General features: G+C 64.1%; 16 protein-coding genes. 12 read left to right on the forward strand and 4 right to left on the reverse strand.

Translation table 11 applies throughout. The annotated features are described in order from the left end of the window. The first annotated feature begins 7 nt into the window (after positions 1 to 7). Entirely contained in the window at positions 8 to 1,132 is a 1,125-nt protein-coding gene (locus AS93_RS0106015; RefSeq protein WP_027589765.1) for a MalM family protein, read from the forward strand. On the opposite strand, the gene AS93_RS0106020 is transcribed toward AS93_RS0106015, so the two are convergent. Genes AS93_RS0106020 through AS93_RS0106030 form a run of 3 tightly spaced genes read right to left on the reverse strand, consistent with a single transcriptional unit; the run spans position 1,133 to position 4,195 of the window. Beyond that, positions 1,133 to 2,113 carry an alpha-L-glutamate ligase-like protein gene (locus AS93_RS0106020; protein ID WP_162172918.1) on the reverse strand — a complete coding sequence of 327 codons (981 nt, stop codon included), beginning with the start codon at positions 2,111 to 2,113 and terminating at the stop codon, positions 1,133 to 1,135. Between the two features lie 7 nt (positions 2,114 to 2,120). Continuing rightward, positions 2,121 to 3,647: an inactive transglutaminase family protein gene (locus AS93_RS0106025; RefSeq protein ID WP_027589767.1), complete on the reverse strand. Its 1,527-nt coding sequence runs from the start codon at positions 3,645 to 3,647 to the stop codon at positions 2,121 to 2,123. Positions 3,648 to 3,655: 8 nt separating this feature from the next. Next, positions 3,656 to 4,195, reverse strand: a complete 540-nt coding sequence (locus AS93_RS0106030; RefSeq protein ID WP_027589768.1) for an ATP-dependent zinc protease — start codon at positions 4,193 to 4,195, stop codon at positions 3,656 to 3,658. 295 nt (positions 4,196 to 4,490) lie between these two features. Here AS93_RS0106030 and AS93_RS0106035 point away from each other — a divergent pair, with 295 nt between their 5' ends. The 5 genes from AS93_RS0106035 to prpF all read left to right on the forward strand — a co-directional run bounded on the left by AS93_RS0106035 (position 4,491) and on the right by prpF (position 11,215). Next, positions 4,491 to 5,198, forward strand: a complete 708-nt coding sequence (locus AS93_RS0106035) for a GntR family transcriptional regulator (RefSeq protein ID WP_037008614.1) — start codon at positions 4,491 to 4,493, stop codon at positions 5,196 to 5,198. Continuing rightward, positions 5,195 to 6,082, forward strand: coding sequence for a methylisocitrate lyase (gene prpB, locus AS93_RS0106040; RefSeq protein ID WP_027589770.1), 888 nt, complete (start codon positions 5,195 to 5,197; stop codon positions 6,080 to 6,082). Before AS93_RS0106035 ends, prpB begins: the two co-directional genes overlap by 4 nt. Positions 6,083 to 6,166: 84 nt before the next feature. Next, positions 6,167 to 7,294 (forward strand): 2-methylcitrate synthase, encoded by a 1,128-nt coding sequence (gene prpC / locus AS93_RS0106045; protein ID WP_027589771.1) that lies wholly within the window; start codon positions 6,167 to 6,169, stop codon positions 7,292 to 7,294. Positions 7,295 to 7,365: 71 nt separating this feature from the next. Further along, the gene (gene acnD, locus AS93_RS0106050; protein ID WP_027589772.1) at positions 7,366 to 9,972 is read left to right on the forward strand and encodes a Fe/S-dependent 2-methylisocitrate dehydratase AcnD; all 2,607 of its coding nucleotides are present in this window, start codon (positions 7,366 to 7,368) and stop codon (positions 9,970 to 9,972) included. Positions 9,973 to 10,027: 55 nt separating this feature from the next. Continuing rightward, positions 10,028 to 11,215, forward strand: coding sequence for a 2-methylaconitate cis-trans isomerase PrpF (gene prpF, locus AS93_RS0106055; RefSeq protein WP_027589773.1), 1,188 nt, complete (start codon positions 10,028 to 10,030; stop codon positions 11,213 to 11,215). Positions 11,216 to 11,277: 62 nt separating this feature from the next. Here prpF and AS93_RS0106060 read toward each other — a convergent pair whose 3' ends face one another. Next, complete coding sequence (locus AS93_RS0106060; RefSeq protein WP_027589774.1) at positions 11,278 to 12,096, reverse strand: pyruvate, water dikinase regulatory protein; 819 nt, start codon at positions 12,094 to 12,096, stop codon at positions 11,278 to 11,280. 157 nt (positions 12,097 to 12,253) lie between these two features. On the opposite strand from AS93_RS0106060, the gene ppsA reads away from it, so the two are divergent. The 6 genes from ppsA (at position 12,254) to sigX (ending at position 18,087) form a co-directional block, all read left to right on the forward strand. Then, positions 12,254 to 14,623: a phosphoenolpyruvate synthase gene (ppsA, locus tag AS93_RS0106065; RefSeq protein ID WP_027589775.1), complete on the forward strand. Its 2,370-nt coding sequence runs from the start codon at positions 12,254 to 12,256 to the stop codon at positions 14,621 to 14,623. Between the two features lie 68 nt (positions 14,624 to 14,691). Then, on the forward strand, positions 14,692 to 15,687 hold the full coding sequence (locus tag AS93_RS0106070) for an alpha/beta fold hydrolase (protein ID WP_027589776.1): 996 nt from the start codon (positions 14,692 to 14,694) through the stop codon (positions 15,685 to 15,687). A 60-nt stretch (positions 15,688 to 15,747) separates the two neighbouring features. Then, positions 15,748 to 16,236, forward strand: a complete 489-nt coding sequence (gene rraA, locus AS93_RS0106075; protein ID WP_027589777.1) for a ribonuclease E activity regulator RraA — start codon at positions 15,748 to 15,750, stop codon at positions 16,234 to 16,236. Positions 16,237 to 16,342: 106 nt separating this feature from the next. Next, on the forward strand, positions 16,343 to 16,585 hold the full coding sequence (locus AS93_RS0106080) for a hypothetical protein (protein ID WP_027589778.1): 243 nt from the start codon (positions 16,343 to 16,345) through the stop codon (positions 16,583 to 16,585). Between the two features lie 2 nt (positions 16,586 to 16,587). Continuing rightward, positions 16,588 to 17,412, forward strand: a complete 825-nt coding sequence (locus AS93_RS0106085) for a mechanosensitive ion channel domain-containing protein (RefSeq protein ID WP_027589779.1) — start codon at positions 16,588 to 16,590, stop codon at positions 17,410 to 17,412. Between the two features lie 84 nt (positions 17,413 to 17,496). Further along, entirely contained in the window at positions 17,497 to 18,087 is a 591-nt protein-coding gene (sigX, locus tag AS93_RS0106090) for an RNA polymerase sigma factor SigX (protein ID WP_027589780.1), read from the forward strand. The last annotated feature ends 10 nt before the right edge of the window (positions 18,088 to 18,097 follow it).

The raw sequence follows: 18,097 nt of genomic DNA on the forward strand, positions 1-18,097 counted from the left end.
AGTCGAGATGCGCAACTGGCTGCCGCTGTTGTGGGTGATCCTGGCCCTGCCCGTCGAGGCGGGGCAGGGGCGCTATCTGACCTGGCTGGATGACCAGGGACGTGTCCATAACACCTTCATCCAGGCTGAGGGTGCTGCCGGTGGCTTCTGGCGAAGCGGACCTACCCCGGAAGCGAACAGTCGGGATGGTGCCGGCTGGGCCAACAACGCTCCGGGCAGCAATGAGGCCAAGCGCCGCTACTTCACCTGGGTAGATGCCAGTGGCGCGTTGCAGAGCAGTTTCCATGTTTCGGCGACCGCGCCGGCCGATACGCAGGTATCCGGCCGCGATCCGCTGGAGGGTGACTATGTGGATTCGGAATGGCTGGAAGGCCGCAACTTCCAGGCGGATGATCGCGCAGGTGCCTATTTCACCTGGGTCGATGATCAGGGGCGGGTGCGCAACTCGCCGGTTGGCCAGCGCGGCGGCCCCGTCGGGCCGGCCGCCGCACCGGTTGAATACAGCGAAGGTCGGCAGGTAGCGTTCAGCCGACCGTCGCCCCTGCTGCCCAGTCTGGATGGTCAGCCCGCACTGGCCTGGCAGCCGCAGGAGTCCGCGGCCGGGATGACCGAGTTGCACCGGGAGTTGCTGGAGCGTTGTTGCGAGCAGCTGGCGGAAAGCGACTTCATCGAACTGTCGACCGAAGAGCCCCGTTACGAGGAGTTCAATCGGTTCTCGCCGCGTCTCAGGTTGCCGCACCTTAACAGCCGTTACGTGGCCATCAAGCTGCCGCGCTCCGCGCAGCGTTATGGTCTGCGGGTGCGCAGTTTCGCCAACCGGCAACTGGTCTATCCGTCGCTGCTGTTTCTCGATGAGTCGCGCCGCCCCACGCGTCTGGTGAGCGAGGCGGTGTCCACTCTGCATCCGGAAAGCTGGCACCGCTACGCCTTCCTGGAGGGCGTGGTGCCGGTTTTCGGGGGTCGCGGCGAGCGCTACGTCCTGTTGCTGACCACCGAGGAGGACCGGGCCCGGCAAACGCTGGACAACCGGCCCTACAAGCGCCCGCTGCAGTCCCTGGAGTTGAACGAGGCCGGTGTGCAGGTCCATCGCCATGCCGAGGACGGCAGCTTCGAACTCACCGTGCTGCGTTGATCAGTCCCTGGGCTTCACGTGCCCGAACACTTCCTGGGCGAAGCGTACCCGCTGCTCCGGAGTTTCGGTCACGGCTGCCTTGCGCAGGGTTTCCAGATGCGCCTCGACCGCCTGGGTGCGCAGGGTGAGGCCACAGTTGTTGGCAATCTGGATGTTCAGGCCGGGTCGTGCGTTGAGCTCGAGAATCAGTGGCCCCTTGTCCTGGTCGAGCACCATGTCGACGCCGATGTAGCCAAGCCCGCACAGCTCATAGCAACCGGCGGCCAGGCGCATGAAGCCGTCCCAGTCGGGCAACTGCACGCCATCCACCGCGTTGCCGGTGTCGGGGTGACGGACGATCTTGTTGTTCAGCCAGGTGCCGCCCAGGGTGATGCCGGTGGCCAGGTCCACGCCGACACCGATGGCGCCCTGGTGCAGGTTGGCCTTGCCATTGGACTGGCGGGTGGGCAGGCGCAGCATGGCCATCACCGGATAGCCCATCAGCACGATGATGCGGATGTCCGGCACGCCCTCGTAGCTGATGCTCTTGAAGATCGGGTCCGGAGTGACGCGGTACTCGATCAGTGCGCGGTCCCGGTGACCACCCAGGGAGTAGAGGCCGGACAGGATGGTCGACAGCTGCTGCTCGATCTCTTCATGGCTGATGATGCGCCCCGACACCGTCTTGTAACGCCCCTCGAAGCGGTCGGCGATCACCAGGATACCGTCGCCGCCGGCGCCCTGGGCTGGCTTGATCACGAAGTCGTTGCGCCCACCGATGATGCGGTCGAGCCCTTCGATCTGCTTCTCGGTCTCGATGATCCCGTACATCTCCGGCACATGGATCCCCGCTTCCAGCGCGCGCTGTTTGGTGAGGATCTTGTCGTCGACGATGGGGTAAAGGCTGCGCTTGTTGTACTTGAGCACGTAATCCGCGTTGCGGCGGTTGATGCCCATGATGCCCTTGGCATCCAGGGCCTTCCAGGTTTTCCAGAGTCCCAGCATGGTGTCAGTCCTTCAGGAAAGCCTTGAAGCGGAACAGTTCGGTCAGCCGGTAGCCGCGGTAGCGACCCATCGCCAGCATGAAGGCAACCATGATCAGCAGCACGCCAGGGAAGGTGAAGACGAAGTAGGTCAGCTCCGGAATGGTCATCAGCAGGTAGGCCAGAGTGGCCGCCACCAGGGTGCCGATAGCGACCTTGAAGGCGTGCGCGCCGCCGCGTTCTTCCCAGGTGATCGACAGGCGCTCGATGGTCATGGTCAGGATCACCATGGGGAACAGGGCGATCGACAGGCCGCGCTCCAGGCCCAGCTTGTGGCTCAGCAGGCTGATCACCGCCATGAGCACCACCACGAAGGTCAGCACCACGGACAACCGCGGCAGCATCTGCAGTTTCAAGTGCTCGAGGTAGGAACGCAGCATCAAGCCCAGCGCCGTGACCAGGGTAAACAGCAGGATGCCGAATCCCAGCTGGGTTTCCCGGAAAGCCAGGGCGATCAGCACTGGTGTGAAGGTGCCCAGCGTCTGCAAGCCGCCAAGGTTACGCAGGATCAGGATCATCAGTACGCCGATGGGGATCATGATCATGATCTGGTAGGTCTGCTGGGTCTGCAGCGGCAACCCGTAGAGGGAGTACTCGAGGAAACCCGCCTGGGCCTGAGCGTCCGACAGTTGCGCCAGGCGGATGGCGTTGATCTGACTGTTGTTCAGCGTGAATTCGACTTGCGGGTTGCGCCCGCCCTCCACGCTGATCAGCGGTTCTTCGCCAAACCACCAGATCAGCCGGTCTGCCGGCAGGCCTTGCTCGCCGGTCTCCGGATTGAAGTACAGCCACTGGGTGCCGTTGTAGCTGCGCAGCCACAGCTCCGGGGTCTGTGCGATGCCATTGGCCAGGCGGATCGTGTTCACGCGCTCCATGGGTACATGGGCAATGGACAGCAGCAGATCGATGACGCGGGCTTTATTTGCCGTGGAGCGATCGCCGCCCAGCAGCAGGCCGACGTTGTCGTCGTTCAGGTTGTTGACACGCTTGATGGTCTCGCTGATGAACGTCTCCACATCCGCGGAGTGCTGGCGGATGGGGGCCAGCAGCGCTTCGGCGGCGATCTTCTCCGGCCCTTCGACCGGGATGCTTTCGCGGAAGATCGGTCCTTTTTCCTCGCTCTGCTCACCCCCGTAGCGCTTGGTCAGCACCATCCGGTAGTACAGGGTCTGATCGCCGCTGGCGCGCCGGGCCGACCAGGTGACCCGGCGATTGCCATCGACCCGGTTGACGCTGACCCCATAGTTGTTGGAGATGAAGCTCTCGTTGAGGCTGACATGGCTGGCTGCCGGCGGCGGCACGAACATCTGCACCTTCACTGGCTCGCGGGGGTTGGCCTGGAGTTCCACCCGGGCGTCGATGTTCCACAGGTCCGCGGTTTCGTCTTCGGTCAATGGAATGCCGAGCACGAAGATCTGGTAGGCCGTAGTCAGCACCCCCAGCGTCACCAGCACGGTGATGAGAATTTTCAGATGCAGAGTCAGTGAGCGCATGGAGCTGTTTACTCGCCGGGAGTTGTTTCTGGGGCAGGGCAGGCAGGCTTGCCGGCCACGTATTTAATGCTGGGATCGACCAGGGCCGCAAACTCGGACAGCGCGTCAGAACCAATCAGCAGGGGGTACTGGAAGGCGCTGCGGTCGGTCAGGTTCACTTCGATCGTGCGCAGGGTCTGGCCCATGCACAGCTGCAGCTCGATAACCGGGCGCGCGGTGTAGCTTTTGCCTTCTTCAGGATCGAAATCGCCCGCGCGCCGCTTGATCCGGCTGATGCGTGACACCGGGCGCTCGATCGGTTTGCCTTCCGCGTCACCATTATCAAGCTGAAAACGCACCCAGGTTTCCCCGTCGCGTTCGAAGCGCTGGATGTGATGGGCACTGAGCGAGGCGGTCATGGCTCCGGTGTCGAGCTTGGCGGGCAGTTCCAGATCGAAATCCATGATCCGGGCGTATTCGTTCAAACCATAGATGGTTTTCTGATCGGCGGTGCTGGCAGTGGCCAGGCCGAGCAACAGGCAGAAAAGGAGGGGAGGCGTAATTCTCATAGGTCTTGGAGTACAGGCAGTGGCGGTTCTGAACCGACCGGAGTCAGCTGCGGACCGGCAAGCGCGTGGAACGCGGGAGAAGGTATGCAGAGACGCCCCCTGGAACAAGCGGGGCGAATTCTACCATGGCGCCGGAAGTCCGGCGCCTGGCGGATCGTGAACCGGGTGGTGGAAAGACAACTCGACCAAGGTGGCATGGCTTGGCAGGGTTCATGTTGACAATCTTCTGCTGAGATCTGGCATTGACCCGTTTTTTTGAGTATTTTTTAGACATCTAGTAAATGGATTGTCGACAATGAATGAGTGGCTCCCACCAGCCTTGCTGTCTGTGGCGGAAGAAGGCGAAACCCTGGCCGAGCAGGTGTTCCGTCGTATCCAGGCCGCCATCGTCAGTGGAGAGATCAAGCCCGGCAGCAAGATCTCCGAGCCTGAGCTGGCGCGTACCTACGGCATCAGCCGCGGGCCGTTGCGTGAAGCGATTCACAGGCTGGAAGGACAGCGCCTGGTGGTGAGAGTTCCCCACGCTGGCGCCAGAGTGGTCTCGCTGGGTACCCGCGAGCTGGTGGAGCTGTACCAGATCCGGGAGTCCCTCGAAGGTATGGCGTGTCGCCTGGCCGCGCAGCGCATGACCCGCGCCGAGGTCGACGAACTGCGCCGGGTGCTGGATGCCCACGAGCGCGACGAGGCCTTCCAGGCCGGGCGCGGGTACTACCAGCAGGAAGGCGACTTCGACTTCCACTACCGCATTATTCAGGCCAGCGGCAATGCCACGCTGTCCCAGCTGCTGTGCGGCGATCTCTATCAACTGGTGCGCATGTACCGCATCCAGTTCTCCAGCACGCCGAATCGGCCGCACCAGGCCTTCGCCGAGCATCAGCGGATTCTCGAAGCCATTGCCGAGGGCGATGGCGAACTGGCCGAGCTGCTGATGCGCCGACATATCGCGGCTTCGCGCCGCAACGTGGAACAACAGGTAGACAACCAAAGCAGAGGTGACGCATGAGCTCCAACACCCCCGGTCAGCGCTTCCGAGACGCCGTGGCCGCTGAACATCCGCTGCAGGTGGTGGGCGCCATCAACGCCAACCACGCGCTGCTGGCCAAGCGCGCCGGCTTCAAGGCCATTTATCTCTCCGGAGGCGGCGTGGCTGCCGGCTCGCTTGGCCTGCCCGATCTGGGCATCACCGGCCTGGACGATGTGCTGACCGACGTGCGTCGCATCACCGACGTCTGCGACCTGCCGCTGCTGGTGGATGTGGATACTGGTTTCGGCGCCTCGGCCTTCAACGTGGCGCGCACCGTCAAGTCGATGATCAAGTTCGGCGCCGCCGCCATCCATATCGAGGACCAGGTGGGTGCCAAGCGCTGCGGCCACCGCCCGAACAAGGAAATCGTCTCGCAGCAGGAAATGGTCGACCGCATCAAGGCGGCCGTGGACGCGCGCACCGATGACAGCTTCGTGATCATGGCGCGCACCGACGCGCTGGCCGTGGAAGGTCTGAACGCCGCGCTGGATCGTGCCGCCGCCTGTGTCGAGGCCGGTGCCGACATGGTCTTTCCCGAGGCGATCACCGAGTTGGCCATGTACAAGACCTTCGCCGACCGCGTGAAAGCGCCGATCCTGGCCAACATCACCGAATTCGGTGCCACGCCGCTGTACACCACCGAGGAGCTTGCCTCCGTGGACGTCTCCCTGGTGCTCTACCCGCTGTCGGCGTTCCGCGCCATGAACAAGGCTGCCGAGAACGTCTATACCGCTATTCGCCGCGACGGCACCCAGAAGAACGTGATCGATACCATGCAGACGCGCATGGAGCTGTACGACCGCATCAACTACCACGCCTACGAGCAGAGTCTCGACGCGCTGTTTGCGCAGAAGAAGGGCTGAGGAAGAGAACCGTGCGGCCCATCAGCCTGGGTCGCGCCTGAGGCAATTTGCAGTATCCAGAACAAATTCAATAAGGAGCGAGCAATGGCTGAAGCAAAAGTACTGAGCGGTGCGGGTCTGCGTGGGCAGATCGCCGGACAGACCGCCCTGTCCACCGTTGGCAAGGAAGGCGCCGGCCTGACTTACCGTGGCTACGATGTGCGTGAGCTGGCCAAGGACTGTCAGTTCGAGGAAGTCGCCTACCTGCTGCTCTACGGCGAACTGCCCAATGCCGCCCAGTTGGAGGCCTATGTGCGCCGCCTGCAGGGGCTGTGCGACCTGCCGCAGGCGCTCAAGGAAGTGCTTGAGCGCATTCCTGCCGACGCCCACCCCATGGACGTGATGCGCACCGGTTGCTCGATGCTCGGCACCCTGGAGCCCGAGCACAGCTTCGAGCAGCAGCTCGACATCGCCGACCGCCTGCTGGCGGCCTTCCCGGCGATCATGTGCTACTGGTACCGCTACACCCATGATGGCGTGCGCATCAACTGCGTCACCGGTGAGCCGGACCTGGCCAGCCATTTCCTCGCCCTGCTGCACGACAAGTCACCCAGCGAGCTGCACCGCAAGGTGATGAACGTCTCGCTGATCCTCTACGCCGAGCACGAATTCAACGCGTCGACCTTCACCGGTCGCGTCTGCGCCTCGACCCTGTCCGACCTGTACTCCTGCATCACCGGTGCGATCGGTTCGCTGCGCGGCCCGCTGCACGGCGGCGCCAACGAGGCAGCGATGGACCTGATCGACCGCTTCAAGACGCCGGCCGAAGCCGTCGCCGAGCTGGAGCGGATGATGGAGCGCAAGGAGAAGATCATGGGCTTCGGTCACGCGATCTACAGCATTTCCGACCCGCGCAACGAGGTGATCAAGGTCTGGTCGAAGCAACTGGCCGAGGAGGTCGGCGACACCATGATCTTCCCGATCTCCGTGGCCATCGACGAGCTGATGTGGGAGCGCAAGAAACTGTTCCCCAACGCCGACTTCTACCACGCCTCCGCCTACCGGTTCATGGGCATTCCCACCAAGCTGTTCACCCCGATCTTCGTCTGCTCGCGGGTTACCGGCTGGGCCGCCCACGTGTTCGAACAGCGCAGCAACAACCGCATCATCCGCCCGAGCGCCGAGTACATCGGTGTCGAGCCGCGCGCCGTGCCGCCCATGGCGCAGCGCTGATTGGGGAAGGCAGGGCCCGCTGACGGGCCCTGCCTGCTCCGTTTTACCCATTACCCCATCGAGTCCATGGCATGAACACCGCATACCGCAAATCCCTGCCCGGCACCGCGCTGGATTACTTCGACACCCGCGCGGCGGTCGACGCCATCCAGCCCGGCGCCTACGAAAAACTGCCGTACACCTCGCGCGTGCTGGCCGAGCAGCTGGTGCGCCGCTGCGATCCGGCGCTGCTGACCGATGCGCTCAAGCAGCTGATCGAGCGCAAGCGCGACCTGGACTTCCCCTGGTATCCGGCCCGCGTGGTCTGCCACGACATCCTCGGTCAGACCGCGCTGGTCGACCTGGCGGGGTTGCGTGACGCGATCGCCGAACAGGGTGGCGACCCGGCCAAGGTCAACCCGGTGGTGCCGACCCAACTGATCGTCGACCACTCGCTGGCCGTCGAATACGCCGGCTTCGACCCGGACGCGTTCGAGAAGAACCGCGCCGTGGAAGAGCGCCGCAACGAAGACCGTTTCCACTTCATCGAGTGGACCAAGACCGCATTCAAGAACGTCGACGTGATCCCCGCCGGCAACGGCATCATGCACCAGATCAACCTGGAGAAGATGTCGCCGGTGATCCAGGCCCGCGGTGGCGTGGCCTTCCCGGACACCTGCGTCGGCACCGACTCCCATACCCCGCACGTGGATGCCCTGGGCGTGATCGCCATCGGCGTCGGCGGCCTGGAAGCCGAGACCGTGATGCTCGGCCGCGCTTCGATGATGCGCCTGCCCGACATCGTCGGCGTCAAACTGACCGGCAAGCGCCAGCCGGGCATCACCGCCACCGACATCGTGCTGGCCCTGACCGAATTCCTGCGCAAGGAGCGCGTGGTGGGTGCCTGGGTGGAGTTCTTCGGCGAAGGTGCCGACAGCCTGTCGATCGGCGACCGCGCCACCATCTCCAACATGTGCCCGGAATACGGCGCCACTGCGGCGATGTTCTACATCGACCAGCAGACCATCGACTACCTCAAGCTGACCGGCCGCGAGCCGGAGCAGGTGGCGCTGGTCGAGAACTACGCCAAGACTACCGGCCTCTGGGCGACCGCGCTGGAAGGCGCCGAGTACGAGCGCGTGCTGACCTTCGACCTGTCCACCGTCGTGCGCAACATGGCCGGCCCGAGCAACCCGCACAAGCGCCTGCCGACCTCGGCACTGCATGAGCGCGGCATCGCCGACGAAGCCATGTTGGCCGCCGCGCGCGCCGAAGAGGAAAAGGGTCTGCTGCCCGATGGCGCGGTGATCATCGCCGCCATCACCAGCTGCACCAACACGTCCAACCCGCGCAACGTGGTCGCCGCCGGCCTCGTGGCCAAGAAGGCCAACGCGTTGGGCCTGGTGCGCAAGCCCTGGGTGAAGACGTCCTTCGCGCCGGGTTCCAAGGTCGCCAAGCTGTACCTGGAAGAAGCCGGCCTGCTGCCGGAACTGGAAAAGCTCGGCTTCGGCATCGTCGCCTACGCCTGCACCACCTGCAACGGCATGTCCGGCGCGCTGGACCCGAAGATCCAGCAGGAAATCATCGACCGCGACCTGTACGCCACCGCTGTCCTGAGCGGCAACCGCAACTTCGACGGCCGCATCCACCCGTACGCCAAGCAGGCCTTCCTGGCCTCGCCGCCGCTGGTGGTCGCCTACGCCATCGCCGGTACCGTACGCTTCGACATCGAGCAGGACGTGCTGGGCCATGACAAGAACGGCAAGGCCATCACGCTGAAGGATCTGTGGCCGAGCGACGAAGAGATCGACGCCATCGTCGCCGCCTGCGTCAAGCCGGAGCAGTTCAAGCAGGTCTACATCCCGATGTTCGACCTGGGCAGCGTGGAAGAGGCCAAGAGCCCGCTGTACGACTGGCGCCCGATGTCCACCTACATCCGTCGTCCGCCGTACTGGGAAGGCGCGCTGGCCGGTGAGCGCACCCTCAAGGGCATGCGCCCGCTGGCGGTGCTGCCGGACAACATCACCACCGACCACCTGTCGCCGTCCAACGCCATCCTGGCCGACTCGGCCGCCGGCGAATACCTGGCGAAGATGGGCCTGCCGGAGGAGGACTTCAACTCCTACGCCACCCACCGTGGCGACCACCTGACCGCGCAACGCGCCACCTTCGCCAACCCGCAGCTGGTCAACGAGATGGCCGTGGTCGACGGCCAGGTGAAGAAGGGTTCGCTGGCGCGTGTCGAGCCGGAAGGCACCGTCATGCGCATGTGGGAAGCCATCGAGACCTACATGGAGCGCAAGCAGCCGCTGATCATCATCGCGGGCGCCGACTACGGTCAGGGCTCGTCCCGCGACTGGGCGGCCAAGGGCGTGCGTCTGGCCGGTGTGGAAGCCATCGTCGCCGAGGGCTTCGAGCGTATCCACCGCACCAACCTGATCGGCATGGGCGTGCTGCCGCTGGAGTTCAAGCCGGGCACCACCCGCAAGACCCTGGGCATCGACGGCACCGAAACCTTCGACGTGATCGGCGAGCGCAAGCCGCGTGCCGACCTGACGCTGGTCATCCACCGCACTAACGGCGAAAGCCTCAAGGTGCCGGTGACCTGCCGCCTGGATACCGCCGAAGAGGTGTCGATCTACGAGGCGGGCGGCGTGTTGCAGCGCTTCGCCAAGGACTTCCTGGAAGGCAACGCCTAAGCAACGAACGAGGCGGCCCTGAGGGGCCGCTTCACTTTTCATCTGGAGCAGCGTAATGGCTCATCAACCTCAGATTCGAATCCCCGCCACCTACATCCGTGGCGGTACCAGCAAGGGCGTGTTCTTCCGTCTGCAGGACCTGCCCGAGCGCTGCCAGGTGCCGGGCGCGGCCCGTGACCAGCTGTTCATGCGCGTGATCGGCAGCCCCGATCCCTATGCCGCGCACATCGACGGCATGGGCGGCGCCACCTCCAGCACCAGCAAGTGCGTGATCCTGTCCAAGAGCAGCCAGCCCGGGCACGACGTGGATTACCTCTATGGCCAGATCTCCATCGACAAGGCCTTCGTCGACTGGAGCGGCAACTGCGGCAACCTGTCCACCGCGGCCGGCGCCTTCGCCATCCACGCCGGGCTGATCGATCCTGCGCGCATTCCCCAGAACGGCACCTGCGTGGTGCGCATTTGGCAGGCCAATATCCAGAAAACCATCATCGCCCACGTGCCGGTCACCAACGGCCAGGTGCAGGAGACCGGCGATTTCGAGCTGGACGGGGTGACTTTCCCGGCGGCGGAGATCGTGCTGGAATTCCTCGACCCGTCCGACGACGGCGAGGAGGGCGGCTCGATGTTCCCCACCGGCAACCTGGTCGACGACCTGGAAGTGCCCGGCGTCGGTACCTTCAAGGCCACCATGATCAGCGCCGGCATCCCCACGGTGTTCGTCAACGCCGAGGACATCGGCTACCAGGGCACCGAGCTGCGCGAGGACATCAACGGCGACCCCGCCCAGCTGGCGCGCTTCGAAAAGATCCGCGTGGCCGGTGCGCTGCGCATGGGGCTGATCAAGACGGCCGAAGAGGCGTTGACCCGCCAGCACACGCCGAAGATTGCCTTCGTTTCCCCGCCGAAAACCTACAAGGCATCCAGCGGCAAGACCATCGAGGCCGGCGAGGTCGACCTGCTGGTGCGTGCCCTGTCCATGGGCAAGCTGCACCACGCCATGATGGGCACCTGCGCGGTGGCCATCGGCACGGCGGCGGCGGTGCCCGGCACGCTGGTGAACCTGGCTGCCGGCGGGGGTGAGCGCCAGACCGTGCGCTTCGGCCATCCCTCCGGCACGCTGCGAGTCGGTGCCGAAGCGAAGCAGATCGACGGTAACTGGACGGTGACCAAGGCCATCATGAGCCGCAGCGCGCGCATCCTCATGGAAGGCTGGGTGCGGGTGCCGGGCGACGCGTTCTGATTACCTGTTTGCGAGAACGAAAAAGCCGGCCTGGGGCCGGCTTTTTCGTTTGTTCGGGCGCTCTACTTGAGACGGCGCTCCACGCCCATCTCCACCAGGATCTTGGCGGAGATCTCCTCCACCGAGAAATGCGTGGTATTCAGGCACGGGATGTTCTCGCGCTGGAACAGCTTCTCCACTTCGCGCACCTCGAACTCGCACTGGGCGAAGCTGGCGTAGCGGCTGTTGGGCTTGCGCTCATGGCGAATGGCGGTCAGCCGGTCCGGGTCGATGGTCAGGCCGAACAGCTTCTGCTTGTGCACCTTGAGGGCTGCCGGCAGTTGCAAGCGCTCCATGTCCTCTTCGGTCAGCGGATAGTTGGCGGCGCGGATGCCGTACTGCATGGCCATGTACAGGCAGGTGGGCGTCTTGCCGCAGCGTGACACGCCCACCAGGATCAGGTCGGCCTTGTCGTAGTAGTGGGTGCGGGCGCCGTCGTCGTTGTCGAGGGCAAAGTTCACCGCCTCGATGCGCTCCATGTAGTTGGCGGAGTGGCCGATGGCGTGCGATTTGCCCACCGAATAGGACGAGCTGGCGCTCAATTCCTGCTCAAGCGGCGACAGGAAACAGGAAAAAATGTCGATCATGAAGCCACTCGACTGCGCCAAGATGTCGCGGATCTCCTGGTTCACGATGGTATCGAAAATGATCGGCCGGCAACCGTCGCGCTCGGTGGCCAGATCGATCTGCTGAACCATGGCCTGAGCCTTGGCGGGCGTGTCTATGTAGGGGCGGGTGAGTTTCTGGAACTGGATGTTCTCGAACTGGGCAAGCAGGCTCTGTCCAAGGGTTTCGGCGGTGATGCCTGTTCCGTCAGAGATGAAGAAAGCGGTTCGTTTCATACGCCGAAAGCCTTAAGGTGAAAGCGATTCTTGGCTATCATAGCCGGGCTGTGCCATAGCTAGACGGCTGGCATTCTTACCTATTTCCCCGGGGCAGGCCACACCGGTGCGGACACAATCCGCTGGCAGCATTCCCCTACAGCGTGGAGAAATCACCTTGGTTGAGTACGTAGTTTCCCTCGATAAGCTCGGCAACCACGATGTCGAGCGGGTAGGGGGCAAGAACGCCTCCCTGGGCGAAATGATCAGCAACCTGGCGGGTGCCGGTGTTTCCGTCCCCGGCGGGTTCGCCACCACGGCCCAGGCCTATCGTGATTTCCTCGAGCAAAGCGGTCTGAACGATCGTATTCACGCCGCGCTGGATGCGCTGGACGTCGATGACGTCAATGCCCTGGCCAGGACCGGCGCGCAGATCCGCCAGTGGGTGATGGAGGCCGAATTCCCCGCCCAGCTGGACGCCGACATTCGCAAGGCCTTCGCCGAAATGAGCGGCGGCAACGAGCATATGGCGGTTGCCGTGCGCTCCTCGGCCACCGCCGAAGACCTGCCGGACGCCTCCTTCGCCGGCCAGCAGGAAACCTTCCTGAACATCCGTGGCGTGGACAACGTGATCCGTGCCGCCAAGGAAGTGTTCGCCTCTCTGTTCAACGACCGCGCCATCGCCTACCGCGTGCACCAGGGCTTCGACCACAAGCTGGTGGCCCTGTCCGCCGGTGTACAGCGCATGGTGCGTTCGGAAACCGGCGCCGCCGGTGTGATGTTCACCCTGGATACCGAGTCCGGCTTCCGTGACGTGGTGTTCATCACCGCCGCCTACGGCCTGGGCGAGACCGTGGTGCAGGGCGCGGTGAACCCCGATGAATTCTATGTGCACAAGCAGACCCTGGAAGCCGGCCGCCCGGCCATCCTGCGTCGCAACCTGGGCAGCAAGGCCATCAAGATGGTCTATGGCGACGAAGGCAAGGCCGGCAAGTCGGTGAAGACCGTCGACGTGGCCCGCGAGGAGCGCGCGCGCTTCGCCATCAGCGACGAGGAGGTCGCCAACCTGGCACGCCAGGCGCTGATCATTGAGAAGCACTACGGCCGCCCGATGGACATCGAATGGGCGAAGGACGGTGACGACGGCCAGCTGTACATCGTGCAGGCCCGCCCGGAAACCGTTAAGAGCCGCGCCAGCGCCACCGTCATGGAGCGCTACCTGCTCAAGGAAAAGGGCACCGTGCTGGTCGAGGGCCGCGCCATCGGCCAGCGCATCGGCGCCGGTCCCGTGCGCGTGATCCACGACGTGTCCGAGATGGACAAGGTGCAGCCGGGCGACGTGCTGGTCTCCGACATGACCGACCCGGACTGGGAACCGATCATGAAGCGCGCCAGCGCCATCGTCACCAACCGCGGCGGCCGTACCTGCCACGCGGCGATCATTGCCCGCGAGCTGGGCATTCCGGCGGTGGTGGGCTGCGGCAATGCCACCCACGTGCTGAAGGACGGCCAGGGCGTCACCGTCTCCTGCGCCGAAGGTGATACCGGCTTCATCTTCGAAGGCCAGCTGGGCTTCGACGTACGCAAGAACTCCGTCGATGCCATGCCCGAGCTGCCGTTCAAGATCATGATGAACGTCGGCAACCCGGACCGCGCCTTTGATTTCGCCCAGCTGCCCAACGCCGGTGTCGGCCTGGCGCGCCTGGAGTTCATCATCAACCGCATGATCGGCGTGCACCCCAAGGCGCTGCTGAACTTCGCCAGCCTGCCGGCCGACATCAAGGAAAGCGTGCAGAAGCGCACCGCCGGCTACGCCGATCCGGTGAGCTTCTACGTCGAGAAGCTGGTGGAAGGGGTCAGCACCCTGGCCGCCGCTTTCTGGCCGAAGAAGGTCATCGTGCGCCTGTCGGACTTCAAGTCCAACGAATACGCCAACCTGATCGGCGGCAAGCTCTACGAGCCCGAGGAAGAGAACCCGATGCTGGGCTTCCGTGGCGCGTCGCGCTACATCAGCGAATCGTTCCGCGATTGCTTCGAGCTGGAATGCCGGGCCATGCGCAAGGTGCGCGACGAGATGGGCCTGACCAACGTCGAACTGATGGTGCCGTTCGTACGTACCCTCGGCGAAGCCTCCCAAGTGGTCGACCTGCTGGCCCAGTACGGCCTCAAGCGCGGCGAGAACGGCCTGCGCGTGATCATGATGTGCGAGCTGCCCTCCAACGCGCTGCTGGCCGACGAGTTCCTCGAGTATTTCGACGGTTTCTCCATAGGTTCCAACGACATGACCCAGCTGACCCTGGGCCTGGACCGCGACTCCGGGATCATCGCCCACCTGTTCGACGAGCGTAACCCGGCGGTCAAGAAGCTGCTTTCCAGTGCCATCCAGGCCTGCCGCAAGGCGGACAAGTACATCGGCATCTGCGGCCAGGGCCCATCCGACCACCCGGATCTGGCCCGCTGGCTGATGGAGCAGGGCATCGAGAGCGTGTCGCTGAATCCGGATTCCGTTCTTGATACCTGGTTCTTCCTCGCCGAAGGGCAAATCTGAGCGCTTTGACCATACTGGAAGGGCGGGTCTGAACCCGCCCTTTTCATATCCACGCGATAGAACCCGTAATGCAAAGCAGCAGCCGACTCTTTCCTGTCTCCCTGCTCGGCGCCGAACTCCGCGGCGACCTGAGCGAGGACGTCTACCTTCTCAAACCACGCAACAGTCCCGATGCCAGCGTCGAGCTGGCGGTCACCCGCCTGGGGCGCGCCGATGTACAGGGGGGCCGGGGCGTACCTGTGATCCTGCTGCACGGCACCTTCACCAACCGGCGTTTCTGGTACTCGCCCAAGGGCATTGGTTTTGGCGCGCACCTGGCCCGGGCCGGCTTCGATGTGTGGATTCCGGAAATGCGCGGGCATGGTCTTTCGCCGCGCAACCGGAGCTACCGGCACAATCGAGTGGTCGACTATGCGCGCTACGACCTCCCCGCCATCGCCGCCTTCGTCATGGAACAGACCGGGCAGACACCGCACTGGATGGGCCATTCGCTCGGCGGGGTGGTGCTCGCCGCTGCCGCGGGTGGTGGTTATCTGGACCAGCACAGCGCAGCCTCGCTGGCGCTGTTCGGCAGTCAGGTCAGTCGCTTGTACCTGCCGTTGAAGTTTCCGCCGGTGGAGTGGGGCGGGCACTTGCTGCTGGGCTGCCTGCCGCATCTGTCCGGCATGCGACTGGGGCGCGGACCCGAGGACGAGCCGATCGGCGTGGCGCGCGACGCCCTGCGCTGGCATGGACTGTTCGGTCGCTTCGGCTGCGGGCGGGAAAACTGGTGGCAGGGCCTGGCCACGGTGCATATTCCGGTGCTGGCGGTTTCCGCCGAGGGGGATCGTCAGGATCCGCCGGCGGCTTGCGAGCGTCTGCTGCGCCAGTTCGGTTCGGCCAGTCGCGAGCACCTGTGCCTCGGCCCCCGGAATGGCTTCTCCAGCCCCTTCGGCCATGTGGAAATGCTCATCAGCAAGACGGCGCAACGCGAGGTCTGGCCATTGCTGACCGACTGGCTGCGGCGCCAGGCGAGCACCTCGGCGGAAGTTCAGGGGTGTGCCACGCGCGAAGCCCTGTGCTAAAGGGGATCGCTGCGGCTAAGATGTGCGCCCCCGCAGCAGCACCATCTCAAGGAGTTCAGCATGCAATACGTCACCCCTGACCTGTGCGACGCCTACCCGGATCTGGTTCAGGTCGTCGAGCCGATGTTCGCCAACTTCGGCGGCCGCGACTCCTTCGGTGGTCAGATCGTCACCGTGAAGTGCTTCGAGGACAACTCGCTGGTCAAGGAGCAGGTCGACCTGCCCGGTGAAGGCAAGGTGCTGGTCGTGGATGGTGGCGGCTCGCTGCGTCGCGCCCTGCTGGGCGACATGCTGGCCGAGAAGGCGGCGAAGAATGGCTGGGAAGGCATCATCGTCTACGGCTGCGTACGCGACGTCGACGTGCTGGCGCAGACCGAGCTGGGCATCCAGGCGCTGGCGAGCCATCCGATGAAAACCGACAAGCGCGGCATTGGCGACCTGAACGTGGTCGTTACCTTTGCCGGCGTGACCTTCCGCCCTGGCCAGTACGTGTATGCCGACAACAACGGCATCATCGTTTCCCCTGAACCGCTGAGCATGCCCGAGTAGGTTCGATCGGATCTTAGCGCTCCGCGCCTCTGGCCGGAGCGCTTGCCCTGCTGTGACCCTCGGTTGTCCCGCCGCGTCTACCCGTTTGTACTCCGCGGAGGTGCGCATGCACGACCCCTTCGAAGAATCCCTGCGTGATCTGCTCAAGAACGCACCGTCGTCCCAGCATGACGACGATGCGACCCTCGATCGCGTGCTCAAGACCGCCAATCGTCAGGTGGGCGTCGGCGATCTGTTCTCGCTGATGGGCAACTGGTTCGAGGCCCTGATGATCGCGCTGAATGCCGGTTCCCGGAACGTGGAATCGGGCCATGCCGCCACCAAACGCTGTGCTGAAAAGGCTGAATGAAGATGGAATTCGATCCCTGGACCCAGAGCCTCGTCAACGCCATGAGCACCATGTGGGGCTCGGTGGCGGCTTTCATCCCGCGCCTGTTTGGCGCCCTGGTGGTGCTGTTGCTGGGCTTCGTGGTGGCCAAGCTGCTGGACACGCTGCTGTCCAAGTTGCTGGCCAAGTTGGGCCTGGACCGACTGATGGCCGGCACCGGCCTGACCAAGATGATGGCGCGCATCGGCATCCAGGTGCCGGTTTCCACCCTGATCGGCAAGATCGTCTACTGGTTCGTGCTGCTGGTGTTCCTGGTGTCGGCTGCCGATTCCCTGGGCCTGCAACGTGTCTCAGCTACCCTCGACGTGTTTGCCCTGTACCTGCCCAAGGTCTTCGGTGCAGCCCTGGTACTGCTGGCCGGTGTGCTGCTGGCGCAACTGGTCAACGGCCTGGTGCGCGGAGCCGCGGAAAGCGTGGGCCTGGATTACGCTGCCAGTCTCGGTCGTGTCGCCCAGGCCATGGTCATCATCATCAGTATCTCGGTGGCCATCGGCCAGCTGGAGGTGAAGACCGACCTGCTCAACACCGTCATTGCCATCGTCCTGATCTCGGTCGGCCTGGCCGCTGCGCTGGCCTTGGGGCTGGGCAGCCGCGAGATCGCCGGGCAGATCCTCGCCGGCATCTACGTGCGCGAGCTGTATGAGGTGGGCCAGGATATCCAGGTCGGCGACATCCAGGGGCAGATCGAGGAAATCGGTACGGTGAAGACCATCCTGGTCACCTCGGATGGGGATTTGGTGTCAATAGCCAATAAGACGCTGCTCGAACATCGCGTCAACAGCCGTTGAGGCGGCAAATCCTGTTATCTTATTGCGCCGCGACGACCGCCCGGTCGCTCGCCGCGCATCCGCCTCAATCGCCGACGATTCGTTTTGAACAAAGTCCAGCACCCCGGCCAGCGCTACGACCCCCGCGAGCTCTCTGACGAAGAGCTGGTGGCGCGCGCGCACCAGGAACTCTTCCATATCACCCGCGCCTACGAAGAGTTGATGCGGCGCTACCAGCGCACGCTGTTCAACGTCTGTGCGCGGTATCTCGGTAACGATCGGGACGCCGATGACGTCTGCCAGGAAGTGATGCTCAAGGTGCTCTACGGCCTGAAAAACTTCGAAGGCAAGTCCAAGTTCAAGACGTGGCTGTACAGCATCACCTACAACGAGTGCATCACCCAGTACCGCAAGGAGCGGCGTAAACGTCGGCTAATCGATGCCCTCAGCCTGGAACCCATGGAAGAGGCCTCGGAGGAGAAGACACCGAAAGTCGAGGACAAGGGTGGCCTGGATCGCTGGCTGGTGCATGTGAATCCCATCGACCGGGAAATCCTCATCCTGCGTTTTGTCGCCGAGCTGGAGTTCCAGGAAATCGCCGACATCATGCACATGGGCCTCAGCGCCACCAAGATGCGCTACAAGCGCGCGCTGGACCGTATGCGCGAAAAATTCGCCAGCGCGGAAACTTTGTAACCCATCCGCC

This window comes from Pseudomonas sp. RL (genome assembly GCF_000647775.1).
GTDB lineage: Bacteria > Pseudomonadota > Gammaproteobacteria > Pseudomonadales > Pseudomonadaceae > Serpens > Serpens flexibilis.